This window comes from Reichenbachiella versicolor (assembly GCF_003171675.1).
Lineage (GTDB): Bacteria > Bacteroidota > Bacteroidia > Cytophagales > Cyclobacteriaceae > Reichenbachiella > Reichenbachiella versicolor.
Genome location: NZ_QFZQ01000012.1, coordinates 18748 through 36599 on the forward strand (window position 1 = coordinate 18748; position 17852 = coordinate 36599).

Genomic DNA, 17852 nt, shown 5'->3' on the forward strand with positions numbered 1-17852 from the left:
TTAAATGAATAATAAGATCGAAATACTGGATTATGCAGCGGTTGGATTGGGACCTTTTAATCTGGGTATGGCATGTCTATCTGAAAATATTGATTCGCTTAATGGTGTATACCTTGAAAGACAATCAAGTTTTGACTGGCATCCTGGAATGCTGCTTCAAGATACCACCTTACAGATTCCATTCATGGCTGACTTAGTAACGCTTGCCGACCCAACGAATCGATTCAGTTTTATGAATTATATCAAATCTCAGGGACGGATCTACTCTTTCTACATCAAAGAAGACTTTTATCTGTTGAGAAATGAATACAATCAGTATTGCCAATGGGCGATAAAACAGTTAGATAATATTCATTTTGATACAGAAGTAGTTAATATAGATTACCTGAACGATGAGGAAGTATACCTAATCACTTGTAAATCTGTCGAAGAGAATACTAGAATATTCTACAAGGCCAAAAAACTAGTTTTTGGAACAGGTACTACTCCTTCCGTTCCTTCCTGTGCCAAGCCCTTTAAAGATGAAATCAGTCATACTTCTCAGTATCTGTACAAGAAAAGTGACCTTCAAAAACAAAAATCTATCACAATAGTTGGTGGTGGTCAGAGTGCCGCCGAGATATTCTATGACTTATTGCAAGACATTGATCAATACAACTACCAATTAAACTGGATTACTCGGTCGCCTAGGTATTTCCCTTTGGAATATAGTAAACTGACGCTAGAGATGACCTCTCCAGAATATGTTGATTACTTCCATGCACTAGATGCCGATAAAAGAGATCAACTAATCGCAGATCAAAAGAATCTCTACAAAGGAATCAATCAAGATCTAATCAATGACATTTTCGATCTTTTGTATACAAAAAATTTGAAAGGGAATGTCAAAGCACAGCTAAGAACCAACTCTGAACTGAAGCAAATGAAGAAGCATGAAAGTGGCTCATTCGAACTGATTTTCCATCAAAATGAAGTAGATAAATACTTCCTACATAAAACTGAGGTTATAGTAATGGCCACAGGTTATAAATCTCAAATCCCAGAATTTCTTGATGGGATCAAAGACAGAATCAAATGGGATACTAAAGGACGGTTTGATGTAAATAGAAATTATAGCATTGACATAAATGGAAACGAAATTTTCGTTCAAAATGCAGAACTCCATACACATGGATTTGTCACTCCGGATTTGGGAATGGGTGCCTACCGAAACACTCACATTCTAAACTCTATTTTAGGTAAAGAACATTTCTGTTTAGAACAGCGAATTGCTTTTCAGCAATTTGAAGTGACAGCTGATGAGGAAGTATTTATTGAAAACCCTATGATCGCTGAATAATGTCACTAAAATATTTTCTCGTATTGATGACGTTCGTTGCTGTAGTTAGCGACTACATTTTACATCCGTTCTATCCACATTTCTTTGCAGATAGATTTGGTGTGAACTCTTCAGACCATGTTGGCTACTATTTCTCTTCGCTATGCTTGGTGATTATGATTGCTTTTCCTTTTTGGGCATATGTATCTAAAAAAATAGCTGAATTGAGGATTTTGATTTTGACTCAGATTATAGCAGGTACTCTAGCACTATGCTGTTATCAAATTCAATCCTACTTATGGTTTTGGATACTATCACTGGTAATGGTCATGTTCAAAGGCAGCTATTTACTAATCTATCCATATGCGCTAAAAGTATCAGGATCGCAAGACCATGCCAGCACAATAGGGCTACTATCTGTAGTTCTTCATCTGGGTGGGATTTTAGGTGCAGTACTCGGTGGAGTCGTACTTGATTTCATTACTCCGGAGTCTGCTTTTATTGTGATGGCCATAGGCGACTTTATTCAAATGGCCATGAGCGCTTACCTTCTCAAGAGCTCTCGATACGATACTTCTATGATCAAAGGAGAAAAGCAGAAAAGCCTGAAAAGAACATTTAGAGAAAGGTTCTTCATACTCAAAATTGGCTTAGTGACTTTGATACTTTATTTCAGCGACTTTATCATCAGACCTTTTTTCACCCGGTATTGGGAAATGGTTTCAAATATGGAAAGTACATTATTGACTGGTGTCATCTATGCCATTCCTGCTATAGTAGCACTTGTGACATTATGGTACAACTCACGAAATACTAGCCGATGGAGCTTTAACCGTAAAATTTCCATAGCACTCCTTGTTGGAATTCCTGGTTTATTCCTTCAGGGAATGCAAAATGAATACCTCATTATAATTGGAAGAATCTTATATGGCTGGGCCATATTTCAATCTGCTGTTCAATTTGATGTTCTGCTCTTTGAATCAAGCTCTCCAGAGAGCTACGCCACGGACTATAGCAAAGTACATTTCATGCAAAGTCTTGGTGTACTAATAGCCTCCACTGTTTCTGGATTAATAGTCTCAGACTTTGGTCTTCAAATTCCATTTCCTGTCTCACTAATCGGTTTTACTCTGACATTGATACTGTTTGTGATGTTCATTTTAAAATCTGAAAAACCTGTGACGGATAGTGTAGCCACAGCTTAAAACTATGAGTGTATTCAATCGGAACATAAGTCCATTCTCTGAACAATTGATTATCCGACAATTTAGGTTAGAAGAGGATTCTGAACTTCTTCACGAATGGGTAAATATGGATTATGCAGTTTTTTGGGGAATGAACGGTTCCACCCTCTTAGATGTAAAGGAGGAATATTCTAAACTAATATCACGCCACGGCTATGGTGTGCTTGTAGGTGAGGTAAATGGAAAAGTCAAATTTCTATTTGAATGCTATCAACCCGAATTCGACCTTATTTCTGACTATTACTCCGTACAAAAAGGAGATATAGGTGTTCATATAATCGTTTCGCCACCAAGTGATCTCAAAATACCCAATTTCACATGGCACGTGTTTTCAGAGATAATGAACCATCTATTTGAAAACAAAACAACAAATAGAATTCTAGTCGAGCCTGATATTCGAAACAAGAAGATGTTTGCACTATGTGAGCGAATAGGATTTGAAACCAATAAAGTGGTCGAGCTACCACACAAAACTGCTCAACTCGCTTTTCTCCAAAGGGAAAAGTTCCTAGCGATCCAGTCTTCTGGTATCATCCAAAAAAGAACTGAAATGAATAAAATTGATAATAGTGTATCACCACAACAAGCGGTGAGTCACCTCCAAAAAGATATCTGGTCTACTGCCAATAGATTATTAATTAAGAAAGCTCTAACAGAATTCAGCCATGAAGAGTTGATCATTCCTAAATCAATTGCTGCCGATGGCCAATGGAAAAAGTTTGAAGTGTTTACTGATAACACAGATGTCGTTTATCACTTCACTGCCAAACAGTTGTACCTCAATCATCTATTGATTAAACCTGATTCAATCAGAAAAACCAAATCTGGCCAACAACAAGAATTAGATGCTATTCACTTTATCCAAGAGTTTCAAAAACAGTTAGGGATTACTGATAAACTGATGCCTAATTACCTAGAAGAAATTATCAGTACTCTAAATGGTTCAGCCTACAAGCTTACCAAAGGAAACCCAAACTCTAAAGAACTTGTAGACGCTGACTTTCAGACTATTGAGCAGTCCATGACTGAAGGGCACCCTTGTTTCGTGGCTAACAATGGACGTATCGGCTTTGACAGTGGAGATTATCGTAGTTACGCTCCTGAAACGGGTAATTCATTTTCGCTAATGTGGTTGGCAGGACATAGAGACCATGCTAAGTACGAAGGGAAGGATTCGTTACCATATGATTTTACAATGAATCAGGAATTGGGTCAGGAACAGATCGGTCTATTTAATGAAAAGCTTAAAAACTTAGGACTAAACCCGAATGACTATATCTTCCTACCTGTACACCCATGGCAATGGTTCAATAAACTAGCTCAGGTTTTTGCTCCAGAGATCGCAAAGGGTAATCTTGTTTGCTTAGGCTACGGCACCGACCAATATTTAGCTCAACAGTCGGTCAGAACGATGTTCAACATCAGCCACCCCAAAAAATTCTATGTCAAATCTGCATTGTCAGTATTAAACATGGGTTTCATGAGAGGGCTGCCTTACTATTATCTAGGAACAGCACCAGTCATGGCCAACTGGCTAGAAGACTTATTGTATAATGACCCTTTCCTAGCAAACAATGGGTTCAGAATGCTCAGTGAAGTTGCCTCCGTTAGTTATATCAATTCCTACTTCGAAGAATTTGGGCCACATAATGATTACAATAAAATGCTGGCATCTCTATGGCGTGAGAGTCCTGCTGCTGTAATTAAGGAAGGTGAACAACTAATGACTATGGCGGCACTATTACATGTGGATCATGAACAAAACGCTTTTCTTCCTGAATTAATCAAAGCTTCGGGACTTGAAATCAATGATTGGTTAAGCAAATACTTTGAGGCGTATTTGATTCCTCTGTTGCACTGTTTCTACAAATATGACTTAGTGTTTATGCCTCATGGTGAAAACTTAATCATGGCATTAGAAAACAGTATACCGAAATACGCCTTTCTCAAGGATATCACAGAAGAAGCATGTATCCTAGACGAAAACATTGAATTACCAGAAGGACTTGAAAGATTAAGAGCCGACGTGCCTGAAGATGTAAAACTTCTTTCAATATTCATTGATGTATTTGATGACATCTTCCGTTTTATGGTTCACATTTTAGAAGAGCACGCGAACTATAATCAAGATAAATTTTGGAGTATTCTGGCTAAATGTATCCAAGAATATCAAGCAAAATTCCCTGAACTCAACGACAAGTTTGAACGATACGATCCATTCGCAGAATCTTTTCAGCTTTCGTGCTTAAACCGATTACAGATCAATAACCATAAACAAATGATTGATCTAGACGACCCTGTTGCATTACTACAATTCACCAGTAGACTAAACAACCCATTGGCCCAATACAAAACAGTAGCAGAACCCAGTATTTGAGTGATGATGAAATTAAAAACGAAGGCATCTTTTAGTCAACACATCGAAAGACTAGGGTCAATTGATCTTATACCGTTTGATCTGAATATACATGCTGAAAAAGTACACTCGTGGGTAATACAGCCCTATGCGGTATACTGGGGCATGATGGATAACACTCTTGAGCAATTTATTGATAACTATAAAGAGCTACTTGCTCCTGATTATTATGAAGCTTATGTCGGTGTATTAGATGGAGAGGTGATTTTCTTAGCGGAAATATACGATCCAAAATTTGATCAGATTTCCGAATACATTGAGATCAAAGGTGGAGATGTTGGAATGCATTTGTTGGTAGCACCTCCTAAAAAACGAATTACGAATTTTACCTGGCATGTATTCTCGACAGTAATGAATTTCCTGTTTACGAATTCAGATTGTCATCGCGTGGTAGTAGAACCAGATGTGCGAAATGGGAAAATCCATATCCTAAACAAAAAAGCTGGGTTCAAGTATCAAAAATTAATATCACTACCACATAAGAATGCTTGGCTAGCCACTTGTACAAAGCAGGATTTTATGACTGCCAAAAATAAAAATTCGCCTACTGAAACCGTTCCGTTCATAGACCCACAAATCTGGAAAGAGGTTAACAGTCGACTTATTGCAAAAGCAATCAGTGAGTTTTCGCACGAACTGATTCTAAAGCCAGATCATATAGAACATGATTTATACAAAATAGAAACCTCTGACAAAGAGACTAGTTATTTATTCGAGGCAAAATTGTTACCTCTTGATCATTGGGTGGTTGATATAGAGTCTGTTGAAAAAATAAGAAATGGTAAAATTTGTCAACAAAACTTGGTGGACTTTGTTCTAGAGTTTAGAGACCAGCTAAAGATTCCAGATGAGTTTCTAGCCACCTATTTGGAGGAAATATCCAGTACAATAAACAGTCTAGCGTATAAGTTTAAAAATCAAAAATTTACTTCCGCCGAACTAGTTCATTTAGACTTCCAAACTATAGAACATGCTATGACCGAAGGCCACCCTTGTTTTATTGCGAATAGTGGAAGAATAGGTTTCAACCAACAAGATTTTGAAAAATATGCTCCTGAAGCCGACCAGCACCTTGAGTTGATTTGGCTAGCTGGCCACAAATCTTTCACGGCTTTCACTTGTACTTCCGAACTAAGCTACCCGTCTGTCTTAGAACAGGAGCTTGGAAATGAGGTTATTCTAGAGTTTAATAATACGATCAAATCAAATGGAGCTTCTCCTTCAGACTATTTTTTTATTCCCGTGCACCCTTGGCAGTGGGAAAACAAAATCAGTTTGATTTTTATTAATGACTTAGCTTCTAAAAACCTTATCTATTTAGGTCAGGGAAAAAATAAATACTCGCCACAGCAATCAATTCGCACACTATTCAATAGCAGTAAACCAACATCCTATTATGTGAAAACTGCCTTATCAATTTTGAATATGGGATTTGTAAGAGGGCTCTCTGTAGAGTATATGAAAAGTACTCCACCAATTACTCAATGGATTGAAAATATACTTAGTAGCGACTCGGTTTTAAAAGATTTAGGGTTTGAAATGTTAGGAGAGGTCGCTACAGTAGGATTTAAAAACCAAGCTTACGCTTCATTAGGCTATCGACATACTAACAACAAAATGTTAGCCGCCCTTTGGCGTGAAAGCCCAATATCAAAACTGCACTCAGATGAGCAATGTATGACTATGGCAGCTCTACTACATGTAGATCGAGATGGCGAAGCATTGATAAAACATCTAATTGTACAATCTGAACTCAGTACGGAACAATGGGTTGATCGTTATCTAAAAGCTTACTTACTACCATTAATTCATTGCTTATATCAGCATAGACTGGTATTCATGCCACATGGTGAGAATATTATTCTTAAGATGAAAAACCATATCCCTGTAGGCATATTCATGAAAGACATTACTGAAGAGGTATTGGTATTCGACTCTCATGACCCTCTTCCCGAACATGCCAATAGATTACTGACAGAGACGCCTTTAGAAATGCAGGCACTTTGTATTCAGACTGACGTTTTTGATAGTTTCTTTCGGTTCTTATCTGCGATACTTCAAGAACAGATTGGTTATTCATCTAGCCTGTTCTGGAACCAAGTCAGTGAGTGTATACTAAGATACCAAAAGGAGCACCCTGAACTTGTAGCCATTTTTGAGAAGATTGATCTATTAGGTAAAGATTTTAAAAGATGCTGTTTAAACCGACTTCAGCTCTACAATACCAAACAAATGCTAAATCTATCAGACCCAATTAATACTTTGAAAATAGAAGGAGTACTTCAAAACCCAATTTCTATTACCGAAACCCAGCTGAACTAATCATGGAAAATAAGAAACGGATCAAAGCGATAGACATGGCCAGAGGTATCAGCGTTTTTATGATGATACCTGTGCATTCTATGATGATTTATTCTGATATAAATACTTGGGAAACTTCTTGGCTCGGGAAATTGATTCAAATAGCTGAAAGAGGCAGCCCCATGTTCTTAGTTATCATGGGAATTTCCTTTGCATTTTCTTCTAAGAGCGATTTCCTCAGCGCTTCTATCAGAGGATTGAAACTAGCTGCATTCGGATACATTCTGAATATTCTTCGATTTGTAATTCCCCTTTCTATGGGTCTATTTCCAGATAATTATTTGCAAGCCGGAGGATTTGAGAATGGAAGTTTCGAACTGTATAAACACTACTTTCTGCTTGGTGATATTTTACAGCTTGCCGGATTCACACTGATTCTCATTTCATTAATCCAGCTTCTTTCTAAAAACAAATATGTAATTCTAGGCCTAGCACTATTGATGGTTGTTGTTTCGAAAGAGTTGAGCGGATATAGACTTGGTATTGTAGGGCTAAACTATGTTACAGACATCCTCTGGGGTAATGAATTCAATGTATACTTTCCTATGTTTCCTTGGAGTGCATTTGTAATGATTGGTTTATTCTTCGGCATATGTTACCGAGAAGTAGGTAGTCCAGAAAAAATGTATGGGCAGATGTTGATTTACAGTGCCCTATTGGTCACAGTAGGAGGGTTTTTATATATAACTAACTACGACTACCATTTTGCGGATTATTATCACATGGGGCCTGGAGGGTTTTTATTGCTGATGGGTTTAAACATATTTCTAGTGTGGATCGGACATGTATTGGTGAAGTATATTCCGCACAACAGGCTTTATGATCTATTTTATTTTAATAGCCGAGAGGTAACAGGGTATTATTTCATTCAGTGGATACTTATCAATTGGGGGATGTACTTCTTTGGGTTTTCCTCACAAGGTACGACGGGCTGTCTAGCCATTATTATATGCCTAACTATTTGTACCATAGTAATTTTGAAGATTAAAAATTGGTTCAAGTCTAAAAGGTATCTGGCTTCAGGGGCTTCAACTGACATTAAACCCTCATATACCTGATATGAAACACCTGCTGATCTTCGTACTACTAATAAATGGGACGCTCTGTGGATATTCGCAATCCATTAGAAACATAGACCCTAAGGTGAAGATTCTTCTTGACGACCTTAACGCTTATGACGGCCCTCCTTTAGAAAAACTACCATTAGAGGTAGCTCGGCAGAGCTACGTTGACATGCAGTATGGATATGATTATGAATTCACAAGTACATTAAATACACAGTTTATCGAACAAAATGGTATCGAAGTCAAAATCAGTATTGTAAAACCAAAGAGGTCCAGCGAACCACTTCCAACATTTCTCTATTTCCATGGTGGTGGATGGGTACTTGGTGGGTTAGAAACACATGAAAGACTGGTCAGAAATATCTCAGAAAATGCCAATGTAGCTGTAGTTTTTGTTCATTATTCGCTAGCACCGGAATCCAAATACCCTGTTGCTATAGATGAAGGGTATGCTGTATTGAAGTGGATTCGGGAAAACGGTGCAAAAGAGGGGTTAGATATTACCAAGTTGGCGATTGGTGGAGATAGTGCTGGTGGAAATCTAGCTATTGCCATTTCATTTATGCTCGATAATAAGACTCATAAAGAACTATACTGTCAACTATTATTTTGTCCTATTACGGATACTACTACCTCCTCACAATCCTATCAAATGTTTGCCGACAAACACTATTTGACACGAAGCTCGATGGAGTGGTTCTTTGATTCGTATTTATCTACTAGCACACTATCCAAAAAATACATAGTGGCTCCTTTAAGAATAAAAAAGTCTAAACTACGAAAGATGCCTCCCACACTTGTAATCACGGTAGAATTGGATGTTCTGAGAGATGAAGGTGAAGCATTTGCTGAAAAGTTAAAAGATGCTGGTGTCGAAACAATATCAAAAAGATTCAATGGTACCGTTCATGACTTCATGGTACTCAATTGGTTGGCAGATACTCCAGCTTCGATTGAAGCGGTGGATTTAGCCTGCCGCACATTGCAAGACGCATTTTATAAGAACTAATTTATTAGCTAGTAAAACATTTCTATTAAGAAAATGAGAGGGTATGGAGAGACTCTGACTAGAAAACTCATTCTCTTTCTGATATAAAATCAACATAAGAATAGGATCTGTTTCTATATTCTCTCGGCGTACAAGATATGTAGCGTTTAAATGCTGCCGTAAAATGCGTAGCGTTTTTATATCCTATTTGATTAGCTATTTCGTAAATCGGTTTATCTGAAGTTTTTAGCAGACTCTTTGCCAATTCCATTTTGTGTTGAGTTGTATACTCGAATATTGTGAGTCCGTATGTAATCTTAAAGTCTTTTTGAAGAGTAGATTCATTTGTTCCCACAGTCTTAGCCAATTCAGCGATAGATAGAAAACTATCACTTTTAGATTCTATGGTTTCTTTGGCTTCGCTAGCAATGTCTTTTGAATTATTTGACTCTCGGTCTATTTGATATGCTAAAGATTGAACGTTCTTCAATGTGATCAATTCGAGAATTTTGGTTGTTAAAAACAACCTCTTCAAATGACCCTTTTTACTATCATGTAATATTTCAATGAGAAGCATGAATTCCTTTGGAGAGATCAGTCTGGGTATTCTATCAATCAGTGCATTCGTTTCTATTCCATACTTAACAAAAAATGCTTGCGATAAAAGAAGTCTTATTTCATGATATCTAACGTTTTTAGGCAGGTTTATATGCAACCCAAAGGCTTCCAACTCGATTTCTGCCACATGATGAGCCTCATGAAAAACTCTATTCTTTCCTACTGTATAGGACTGTTTACCTTCCAAAAGGAAAGAAAATAGAAACTGTTGTCTCTTAGGAATATACTGCTGTACGTCCGTTGACAGTAATAAATCACTGATACATACAACTCCCCATTCAAAGCTATAAGTTTCAACTTTTCCTGTACCAAATTCCAGTTTGATTTTTGAGAGTTCAATATTGACACTTTCCAGAAAAGTAGAATCAATTTTTTCTAAAGTTTGGTCAAGGTTCGTCATTGAAAATGCAAAAGTCTACCAATTTCTAGATGCTGGTCTTAGTATTTACTTTGGAGAAGGTTTATATGAGATAATATAGTATTTAAGAATTTGGGGCACTCATAATGAATACCCCAAAGCTCTTAATAAAGATCACAGAAACCTTTAATCGTTTTACCTTCGATTTTAGCTCCTCTAATTGCAGTGGCATTATTTATATCTACTTGATATACATACGCTTCATCCTCTGTTTCTATACTTACATAGGTCATCCCATCTTGAATTAATAATGGCGTAGTATATCGCTTAGCATTTAGCGGAACATCTGCTACTGGAGTAATAGTTTTTGCGTCTAGATCTATTACCACTAGCTTTTGATTGAATATACCTCTTCCAAAAGCACCCCAGTAAAAATCATAACCCGGATCAGTTGCAGGATCAACATCTTCTACTAATAATCTAGCTAAAGCCTTTCCTTCACCTGCATAATCCATCCAGAAAAGGATACCTCCGTTTTCTGCATTTTCTACATCAAAGAAATAATCTTCATCAAACTCAGATTCACCATTATTGATCTTTAAAATCCCTGATGGTTTCGTAGTAACTGGCAAAAACCCTCCTAAATAAGAACCTGAAGAATAAGAGAATAAATGACCTTCATCATTTTGAATCAAACCTGTACTCGTTCCATTTACACCGATGTTTGATGTTTTGTCACTTTCTATAATCTTAATAGGCTCAGATTCTACATTAGGATAAGAATATACCGCTACGTATGCTTTGTCCGGGTTGGGAGTAGTATAGCCTCCTGCATCATCCACAAGATAAAATGGTATAAAAAGTTTGTCTCCTACTACTTGAAGGGCAGTAGGCCATGCTGATACTCCTGCTCCGGCAGTTCCTGTATCCACGTCATAAATCGAAATGTCTTTGATACCGGTAATGAAACCAGTCGATGCATCAATGAAATATAACTTTCTCGCTGTATGACTTCCGTCTCTAGGAGCATCGATAGCAAGCATTGTTTCGTTATTGACATTTCCAAATACCTCTAAAGGTGTTTCCAATAGAAATTTTGCTATTTCGGCAACCTTGCCCTCAGCATCTACTTGATAAGCTTTAGCTTCAAAGTTTTCATATCCTAAGACAAACAAGGTTTTTCCTACAGTATATGAAAAATTCCAATCGAATGATTCAAAACCAACTCCTTCAGCTGACAGTGTTCCTGACATGATGTTTTCCTCAGTAACTACATATTCTGGCTCATCGCCACCAGTAGTTTTGATCAAGAAGGTAATTCCTCTATCAAAATTAAGATCATCTTCATCACAGCTAGGTAAGACAATAGATGCTAATATGGATAGCACCAATATATAAAGGGTGTTTTTCATGTTAATTGAATATTTATATGTTTAAGTAATATCTTGCTTTGATTGAAAAGGATCTACCAGGTTTCTGTATGTTGAAATTATCGTAGACCTGTGCATTCATTATATTGGCTACAGCAGCTGAGAGACTGTATTTCCCTTCAGAAAAAGAATAGCTGATATTGATTCCGTGAGTGAATTGAGTTGGTATTCTATTTTTTGAACCTTTGTAACCAAGGTTCTCCCAATAGAGAAAAAATTCATGAACGTATCTGGTGTTCCATGAAACGGTTACTTTATTGTCATTTAAGAAATAATTATAGGCAAACCCCAAGTTCCAAAAGAAGTAGGGGATGTTGGGAAGACGGTTTCCATAGTTGGAGTTTTCTAAACCTTCTACTCTAGGTGTCTGATCTCTTAGATCTTGATACGTAAGGTTGACATTGACAACGTAGTTTCGATTCAGTTTGTAAATGGTGGATGTTTCAAACCCTAAGATTTGAACATTTCCAACGTTATAGTTTTTGCCATATACTCCTTGATCATTGATGAATGCTATGAAATCCTTGACGGGACGATAAAATATATTGAGCTCGGAGTTAACACTTGAAGACCTTGCATTATTCGTAAAAACAATTCCTGTATTGATATTGTTTGAATTCTCTGGTCGTAAATCAGGGTTTGGAAGACCGAACTGTCCATTTCCCATTATCTCATCAGGCTCTGGCAGTCTATAAGCTTTTTCAAAAGACAGTTTACCACGTAATTTTTTAGAAAGAAGGTAGCTAAAAGCTACCCCGTATCCTTGATAAGAAGATTTTGCTCTAGTAGTCTTCAGTTCTCCACTCCCTAAAAAATCTTCCGCATTTATTTCTGCACTTAACCAGTATTTCTTAGCAAATAGACTTGATCCAAAATCCTTATTTGAGCTTTGATAGTCGTATGAGAAGCTTACTATAGACTTATTTAAATAATTAGGAGCTGTAAATGCTATATTGTTGGGGTTAATGTCGTCGCTTCCTTTTCGGTTTAGTACTTTATAATTAGCCGCTGTTACTATTTGATGCTCTTCATTGATTTGATATTTTAAAACTCCCAATCCATTGGAGAATTTATCTTCGACATTAAAAATTGATTTTTGATTGAATAGTTCACCGGAGTTGGATTCAAGCTCTTGATACTGACCATTCCATGAGTATCGTTTATTTAGTGTATCGTAAACCGTAGATCTACTTAATCCATATAGTGCATTTAATTGTATGTTTATTTTGTTGTGTTTCTTACGAAAATTAACGGAGCCAACATTAGAATTACCTTTAGTATGATATCCTCCGAATACTCTATTAACCGATACATCTGGATGCTGATATTCCTTTAAATTGTTTGCATGAATAATGTTTATTGAAATCTCATCGGCTAGTTTTTTATTGGTCAGACCTATTCTCCCACTTAAATAGGAAGATGAATAACTGTCATGAAACCTCCTTTCCTTTTGACCTCCTGTTACATTTCCAAATTCATCTACAACTGGAGTACCATCCATCCAATAGTTATTATCAGAATAATTATAGAATGACGATATTCTAGCAAAAAGACCTTTTGAAGTGCTGTATTGTCCAAATAAAGAAGCTCTATGTGTATTAAACGAACCTACAGAGTAGGAAGCATCAATAAATTGCTCATTTAGATTAGGGGTTTTGATATTGATAACCCCTCCAAGAGCATCACTTGAAAGCTCGATCGGAGCTACTCCTTTATAAACTTCTATATTTCTAATAAGATTAGAAGGAAAGTTGTTGAGCGTCAATGATGAACCGAAGTTTTCCATTGGAACACCATCCATAAAATATCTAATTTGCTTTCCAGACAGGCCATTGAGAGACAAATCAAAATTGGAACCTAGACCGCCTGATTCTCGAACCATAATACCATTGGACATAGATAGAATCTGATTGATATCAAGATTGACATCCTGTAGTAGTTCTACACTGATGGCTTCTACATTGAAACCTAAAGTTTTTTTGAGTGCGACTTCAGTATCAGCTGTGATGACGACATCATTCAGTTCTAGCGTGTTTTCCTCAAGGGTAATTGCGATAGATACACCTTCTGCTAAATCAAACCAGTCTGTGAGAGTTGTATATCCGACAGAACCAACTTTCAGTTGTATTTTTTCTGAAGTGGAATTAGATAAAATGAAAAACCCTTTGGTATCCGTAATTACCCCAGAACCAGTTTTTAAATCCTGAACAGTTGCACCAATTATTGGGTTTCCTTCATTATCAATCACTCTTCCTCTTATTCCTTGTGCCAATGACCACATAGGCGTTATGAGAATAGTACAAATTATTAGGTAATAGATTTTGATCATTGGTTAGTTTTTTTCTTGGACTTGAACTTCCTGCCATACCAAAGTAAAAACCCGCTAACAGGCAATGATGCTATGGTCAGACTAACAAAAAACGCGATGATTTTTCCGGCTAATCCACCGATAGCACCAACATGGATGTCATAATTCATTCTTATGACTTTGTCGGCTATTGATGCATTTTGATATTTACCATAGATACTGGTCGTTTCGATTTCTTCACCTGTGTATTGATCGAAAAATCGATAATCCGAATCATAGTAAGTTCCTTTACTAGTATTGATTTCTATATAGATAGAAGCTGTATCAGAAGCTGGATAATGAAGTTCTATGTATTCATAGTCAACATATTCAGCTGCCAGTTTAGGAACAAGTGAATCAATTGGCTCAGGCTTATTATCAAAAGCTGTTGAAGTAGAATTGTTTGGAATTATAAACTGCGGAGCATTTTGTCCACCCCAGCTTTTATAGGTGATATAGTACACCCAATTAAATGCCATGATCAGACCAGAGAAAGCTATTATTATAGCTAAAAACGAAACATAGAAACCAAGAATACTATGAATATCAAAGTTTTTTCTTTTCCATCCGGTAGTGGGTTTCCATTTGAATTTGAATCGCTGTCCTCGGTTTTTTTTCTTCTTTGGCCACCACAGTACTATGCCTGTTACTAGAATAATGGTAAAGATTAAAGTGGAATATTGGACTATAGAAGAGCCTAGTTCCCTTCCCATCCACAAAAACATATGACCTTTCAGGACAAATGCGAAAAAACCAGAAGTATGATCCTTAGTAGTAACAATCTGGCCATTGACTGGATCTAAATAAACGGATTGATAAAAAAGCGGATCTGCATCATAAAATATCACTTCCACTGGTTGGTTAGGCTTTCCGTACTTCGTGCCATGTATGGTTTGATTTGGAATAGCGGTTTTAGCCATTGATGCTGCTTGAGATGGTGTGACAGAATGAAGATGATCCATCGAATCGTAGATATGAGAATCTTCCCTTGTAAACTCTTCTTGAAATACCCACAAACAGCCAGTGACCGCTACTATAAAAACCACTATGCCAGTAATAAGGCCCAAATACATATGAATGTACCTTAGCGTCTTTTTGATACTCATGTTATTCTTACTCGTTATGCTTTATGCTTATTTAGACTAATTCTACTTAGAGCCGCAAGGCTAGTCACTGAAATGCATAAAATCAAATTTATTCAGTCTAAATAAGTTTAGTTTTTCAGATTACTAAGTGATGTGATATAGCCCCTAATCTTTTCCTTCAGATAAGGACAGTTAGAATCTTGAATAGCCTTGTTAACTATTTGATTAGCCTTTTCTGGTGAACGCTTCACTTCACGAGATAGATCTATGAGGAAATTATCAAACTCTGAAAACCTATTCATCGCTGACAGAATTAGGTGAGTAGATTATTTCAAATAGCTCAGACAGGGTTAAGGCCTTTCTTATTCCATTAAGTAATTCTTGTTTTTCGACTTCTGTTATAAATATGCCTATTGCAGTCTTGGCGTTTCGAATGAGTACATGTCTATTCCCATTTTTTGAAAATTTATAGTCCGTATGTTTTAATTCTTCCAAGGTGGATTTGAAGTGTTTTAATTCTTCTGAGTTAAAAGTTGCAAAGCTACTCTTGTGTATAAGCGTATATGATTGACATTTTTTGCACCAACTTATTTGAATGTCTTTGGATTCACTTAAAATGATATTTTCATTGATCACACACATGTTTTTCGATTTTGGTTTTGTGCCTCCTGAAACCACACTGTTCGCATGGTCTCGGAGGTCTTCAAATCGTTCAATTCAAATAACAAGCATTCATTACATGAGCCTAACCAAGTAATTGAGAGAATAGAATTGAACTCTTTTTGTTTAGAATTATTCTAAATAGTTGTGCAATTCTACGTAACTGAAATCAAGTATCCAAGTTTTATATAGAATTATTCTAAATAATGTCTTACCGAGATTGTATTCCTAGACCGTAGTATACAGCCCCTCTTAATTCAGCCGTGATCAGACAAAAGGCTGCATAAAAAGTTTCAACTGTTTCCTGCACTTGACAGTAACAGGTCTCTTATTGGGTTTTGTTTCTCAAATGATATCCTCAAACTCTTTTTTGTGTAGAGTCTGTAGATATAAGTTCATCAACGGTTTTTTTTATTCAACCAAGTATAGCCTAACTGGACGAATTGAAACTTTTAACAACATCTGGTTTGATTGACACGACCTGCGTGGATAACCGCAAGGTGTCTTCCTGGATCTGGCTTGGTGTATGGTGTTAGTTTCTAACTACTAAAATTCGTTTTGATTTTTCTACCAAAAACGACTTCCGTTCCAAACTACTTACAATTTATGAATCAACATTTCTGCCTTTAATGAACGCTGCTAAACTCTAATAAGACTGGCTTTTCTTATTCCAATACATTAAAGCGTAAATTCCATTTATCATCTGATAAAAGTTCAATTCATTCTAATCAAATTATAATTCTATATAATCATATTTACATTAGATATTGGAATATTATAATTCATACTGATCAGATTCACATTCTGTATAAGTAAAGTCTAATTATGTCCTGTCTTACTACAATTTCTCATAGTATTAATACAATTCTTAGGTTTCGAACGGTCTTTCTTGGTTGAAAAAGCCATAATTAGCAATTCAAAAGCATAAGGGTGAAGATGGTTCTCTACTTAAAATATGATGATTTCAATATTATTGGCTAGGGGTTTCTAATTAGTGAAAATCTTGTTCGGTCCATGTAAAGTACTTTTCAATCACATCATCTTTATGTTGATTGACATAGTCTTCAAAGGCGTGTGCTGCTGGTGATAGTTTTTTGCCTTTCAAATAAATCAATGTCCATTCTGTGACTACAGGAAGATCTTTTGCTGATACGATTTTCATCTCTCCAGATAGTAATTCATGTCTTAATCCAATAAGCGGCATAATCGAAAAACCTAGTCCGGCATTAACGGCTTGCTTCACTGCTTCATTCGACATCAATTCCAATCGCGGTTTTGGGTGTATGTCATGAGAATTAAGATAATCTTCCATAGCTCGTCGTGTGGCGGAACCTTGTTCTCGAAATATTAATGGTAGTTTTTCAATATCCTTTTTAGTCAACTTCCGGTCTGGCAATTCCTTGTATAGGTCTGAATTACACACTAGCTGCAATCTGTTTTCCATTAATTCGATTTGATTCACTTTGAGATCTTCTGGAGGTACAGACACTAGGGCAAAATCAGTTTCATTATTCGTGAGACTCTCAAGCACTGCAGATCTGTTGGTCACATTCATGCTGATTTCAACTTTGGGGTGATCTTTTAAAAATTTGTTTAGAAAATACGGCATTACGTACTTGCCCGTGGACACTACCGACACAGTTATTTTTCCAGATAAAAAGCCTTTGAATTGATCCACCATTGAATTGATCTTCGATGATTCATCTAAAATTCTATTGGCGACTTCCGCGATCTCTCTACCAAATTCCGTGACAAAAAGTTGACGTCCGATGACCTCTGTTAGTGGAATATCAAACTGATCTTGAAGTTTTTTCAACTGTATCGATACTGCTGGTTGAGTTAAAAATAGTTCTTCACTTGCTTTTGTAATACTCTGATATTTAACTACATAAGTAAATATTTTGAGTTGGTGCAGCGTGTAATGCATAACATTGTATTTATATTTTAGATAATAAAGTTAAAT

At 36.5% G+C, this 17852-nt stretch carries 12 protein-coding genes; 6 read left to right on the forward strand and 6 right to left on the reverse strand.

Features of this window, described 5'->3' with window-relative positions; all coding sequences use genetic code 11:
* Positions 1 to 4 precede the first annotated feature (4 nt).
* The 6 genes from DKG80_RS19350 to DKG80_RS19375 are packed head-to-tail and all read left to right on the forward strand — an operon-like array spanning position 5 to position 9412.
* On the forward strand, positions 5 to 1339 hold the full coding sequence (locus tag DKG80_RS19350) for a lysine N(6)-hydroxylase/L-ornithine N(5)-oxygenase family protein (protein WP_109833037.1): 1335 nt from the start codon (positions 5 to 7) through the stop codon (positions 1337 to 1339).
* The gene (locus DKG80_RS19355; RefSeq protein WP_245907046.1) at positions 1339 to 2523 is read left to right on the forward strand and encodes an MFS transporter; all 1185 of its coding nucleotides are present in this window, start codon (positions 1339 to 1341) and stop codon (positions 2521 to 2523) included. The genes DKG80_RS19350 and DKG80_RS19355 overlap by 1 nt, the downstream gene beginning before the upstream one ends.
* 4 nt (positions 2524 to 2527) lie before the next feature.
* A complete protein-coding gene (locus tag DKG80_RS19360; protein ID WP_109833038.1) occupies positions 2528 to 4939 on the forward strand; it encodes a GNAT family N-acetyltransferase in 2412 nt (803 codons plus the stop codon).
* A gap of 3 nt (positions 4940 to 4942) precedes the next feature.
* The gene (locus tag DKG80_RS19365) at positions 4943 to 7300 is read left to right on the forward strand and encodes a GNAT family N-acetyltransferase (protein ID WP_109833039.1); all 2358 of its coding nucleotides are present in this window, start codon (positions 4943 to 4945) and stop codon (positions 7298 to 7300) included.
* 2 nt (positions 7301 to 7302) lie between these two features.
* A complete protein-coding gene (locus DKG80_RS19370) occupies positions 7303 to 8397 on the forward strand; it encodes a heparan-alpha-glucosaminide N-acetyltransferase domain-containing protein (protein ID WP_109833040.1) in 1095 nt (364 codons plus the stop codon).
* Position 8398: 1 nt separating this feature from the next.
* Positions 8399 to 9412 carry an alpha/beta hydrolase gene (locus DKG80_RS19375; RefSeq protein WP_109833041.1) on the forward strand — a complete coding sequence of 338 codons (1014 nt, stop codon included), beginning with the start codon at positions 8399 to 8401 and terminating at the stop codon, positions 9410 to 9412.
* Positions 9413 to 9479: 67 nt separating this feature from the next.
* Here the strand turns inward: DKG80_RS19375 and DKG80_RS19380 are convergent, their stop codons facing one another.
* The 6 genes from DKG80_RS19380 to DKG80_RS19405 form a co-directional block, all read right to left on the reverse strand.
* A complete protein-coding gene (locus tag DKG80_RS19380; RefSeq protein WP_109833042.1) occupies positions 9480 to 10409 on the reverse strand; it encodes a helix-turn-helix domain-containing protein in 930 nt (309 codons plus the stop codon).
* A 122-nt stretch (positions 10410 to 10531) separates the two neighbouring features.
* Positions 10532 to 11779, reverse strand: a complete 1248-nt coding sequence (locus DKG80_RS19385) for a DUF4374 domain-containing protein (protein WP_109833043.1) — start codon at positions 11777 to 11779, stop codon at positions 10532 to 10534.
* A gap of 13 nt (positions 11780 to 11792) precedes the next feature.
* Positions 11793 to 14126, reverse strand: a complete 2334-nt coding sequence (locus tag DKG80_RS19390) for a TonB-dependent receptor (RefSeq protein ID WP_109833044.1) — start codon at positions 14124 to 14126, stop codon at positions 11793 to 11795.
* On the reverse strand, positions 14123 to 15250 hold the full coding sequence (locus tag DKG80_RS19395) for a PepSY-associated TM helix domain-containing protein (protein ID WP_109833045.1): 1128 nt from the start codon (positions 15248 to 15250) through the stop codon (positions 14123 to 14125). The genes DKG80_RS19390 and DKG80_RS19395 overlap by 4 nt, the downstream gene beginning before the upstream one ends.
* A 273-nt stretch (positions 15251 to 15523) precedes the next feature.
* Positions 15524 to 15871 carry a DUF6686 family protein gene (locus DKG80_RS21475; protein WP_394342257.1) on the reverse strand — a complete coding sequence of 116 codons (348 nt, stop codon included), beginning with the start codon at positions 15869 to 15871 and terminating at the stop codon, positions 15524 to 15526.
* Positions 15872 to 16880: 1009 nt separating this feature from the next.
* Positions 16881 to 17816 (reverse strand): LysR substrate-binding domain-containing protein, encoded by a 936-nt coding sequence (locus DKG80_RS19405; protein ID WP_109833047.1) that lies wholly within the window; start codon positions 17814 to 17816, stop codon positions 16881 to 16883.
* Positions 17817 to 17852 lie beyond the last annotated feature (36 nt).

Bases quoted from the DNA above. Each gene is read 5' to 3' on its own strand.
- DKG80_RS19350 (WP_109833037.1), top strand. From the start codon at position 5: ATGAATAATAAGATCGAAATACTGGATTATGCAGCGGTTGGATTGGGA.
- DKG80_RS19355 (WP_245907046.1), top strand. From the start codon at position 1,339: ATGTCACTAAAATATTTTCTCGTATTGATGACGTTCGTTGCTGTAGTT.
- DKG80_RS19360 (WP_109833038.1), top strand. From the start codon at position 2,528: ATGAGTGTATTCAATCGGAACATAAGTCCATTCTCTGAACAATTGATT.
- DKG80_RS19365 (WP_109833039.1), top strand. From the start codon at position 4,943: ATGATGAAATTAAAAACGAAGGCATCTTTTAGTCAACACATCGAAAGA.
- DKG80_RS19370 (WP_109833040.1), top strand. From the start codon at position 7,303: ATGGAAAATAAGAAACGGATCAAAGCGATAGACATGGCCAGAGGTATC.
- DKG80_RS19375 (WP_109833041.1), top strand. From the start codon at position 8,399: ATGAAACACCTGCTGATCTTCGTACTACTAATAAATGGGACGCTCTGT.
- DKG80_RS19380 (WP_109833042.1), bottom strand. From the start codon at position 10,409: ATGACGAACCTTGACCAAACTTTAGAAAAAATTGATTCTACTTTTCTG.
- DKG80_RS19385 (WP_109833043.1), bottom strand. From the start codon at position 11,779: ATGAAAAACACCCTTTATATATTGGTGCTATCCATATTAGCATCTATT.
- DKG80_RS19390 (WP_109833044.1), bottom strand. From the start codon at position 14,126: ATGATCAAAATCTATTACCTAATAATTTGTACTATTCTCATAACGCCT.
- DKG80_RS19395 (WP_109833045.1), bottom strand. From the start codon at position 15,250: ATGAGTATCAAAAAGACGCTAAGGTACATTCATATGTATTTGGGCCTT.
- DKG80_RS21475 (WP_394342257.1), bottom strand. From the start codon at position 15,871: ATGTGTGTGATCAATGAAAATATCATTTTAAGTGAATCCAAAGACATT.
- DKG80_RS19405 (WP_109833047.1), bottom strand. From the start codon at position 17,816: ATGCATTACACGCTGCACCAACTCAAAATATTTACTTATGTAGTTAAA.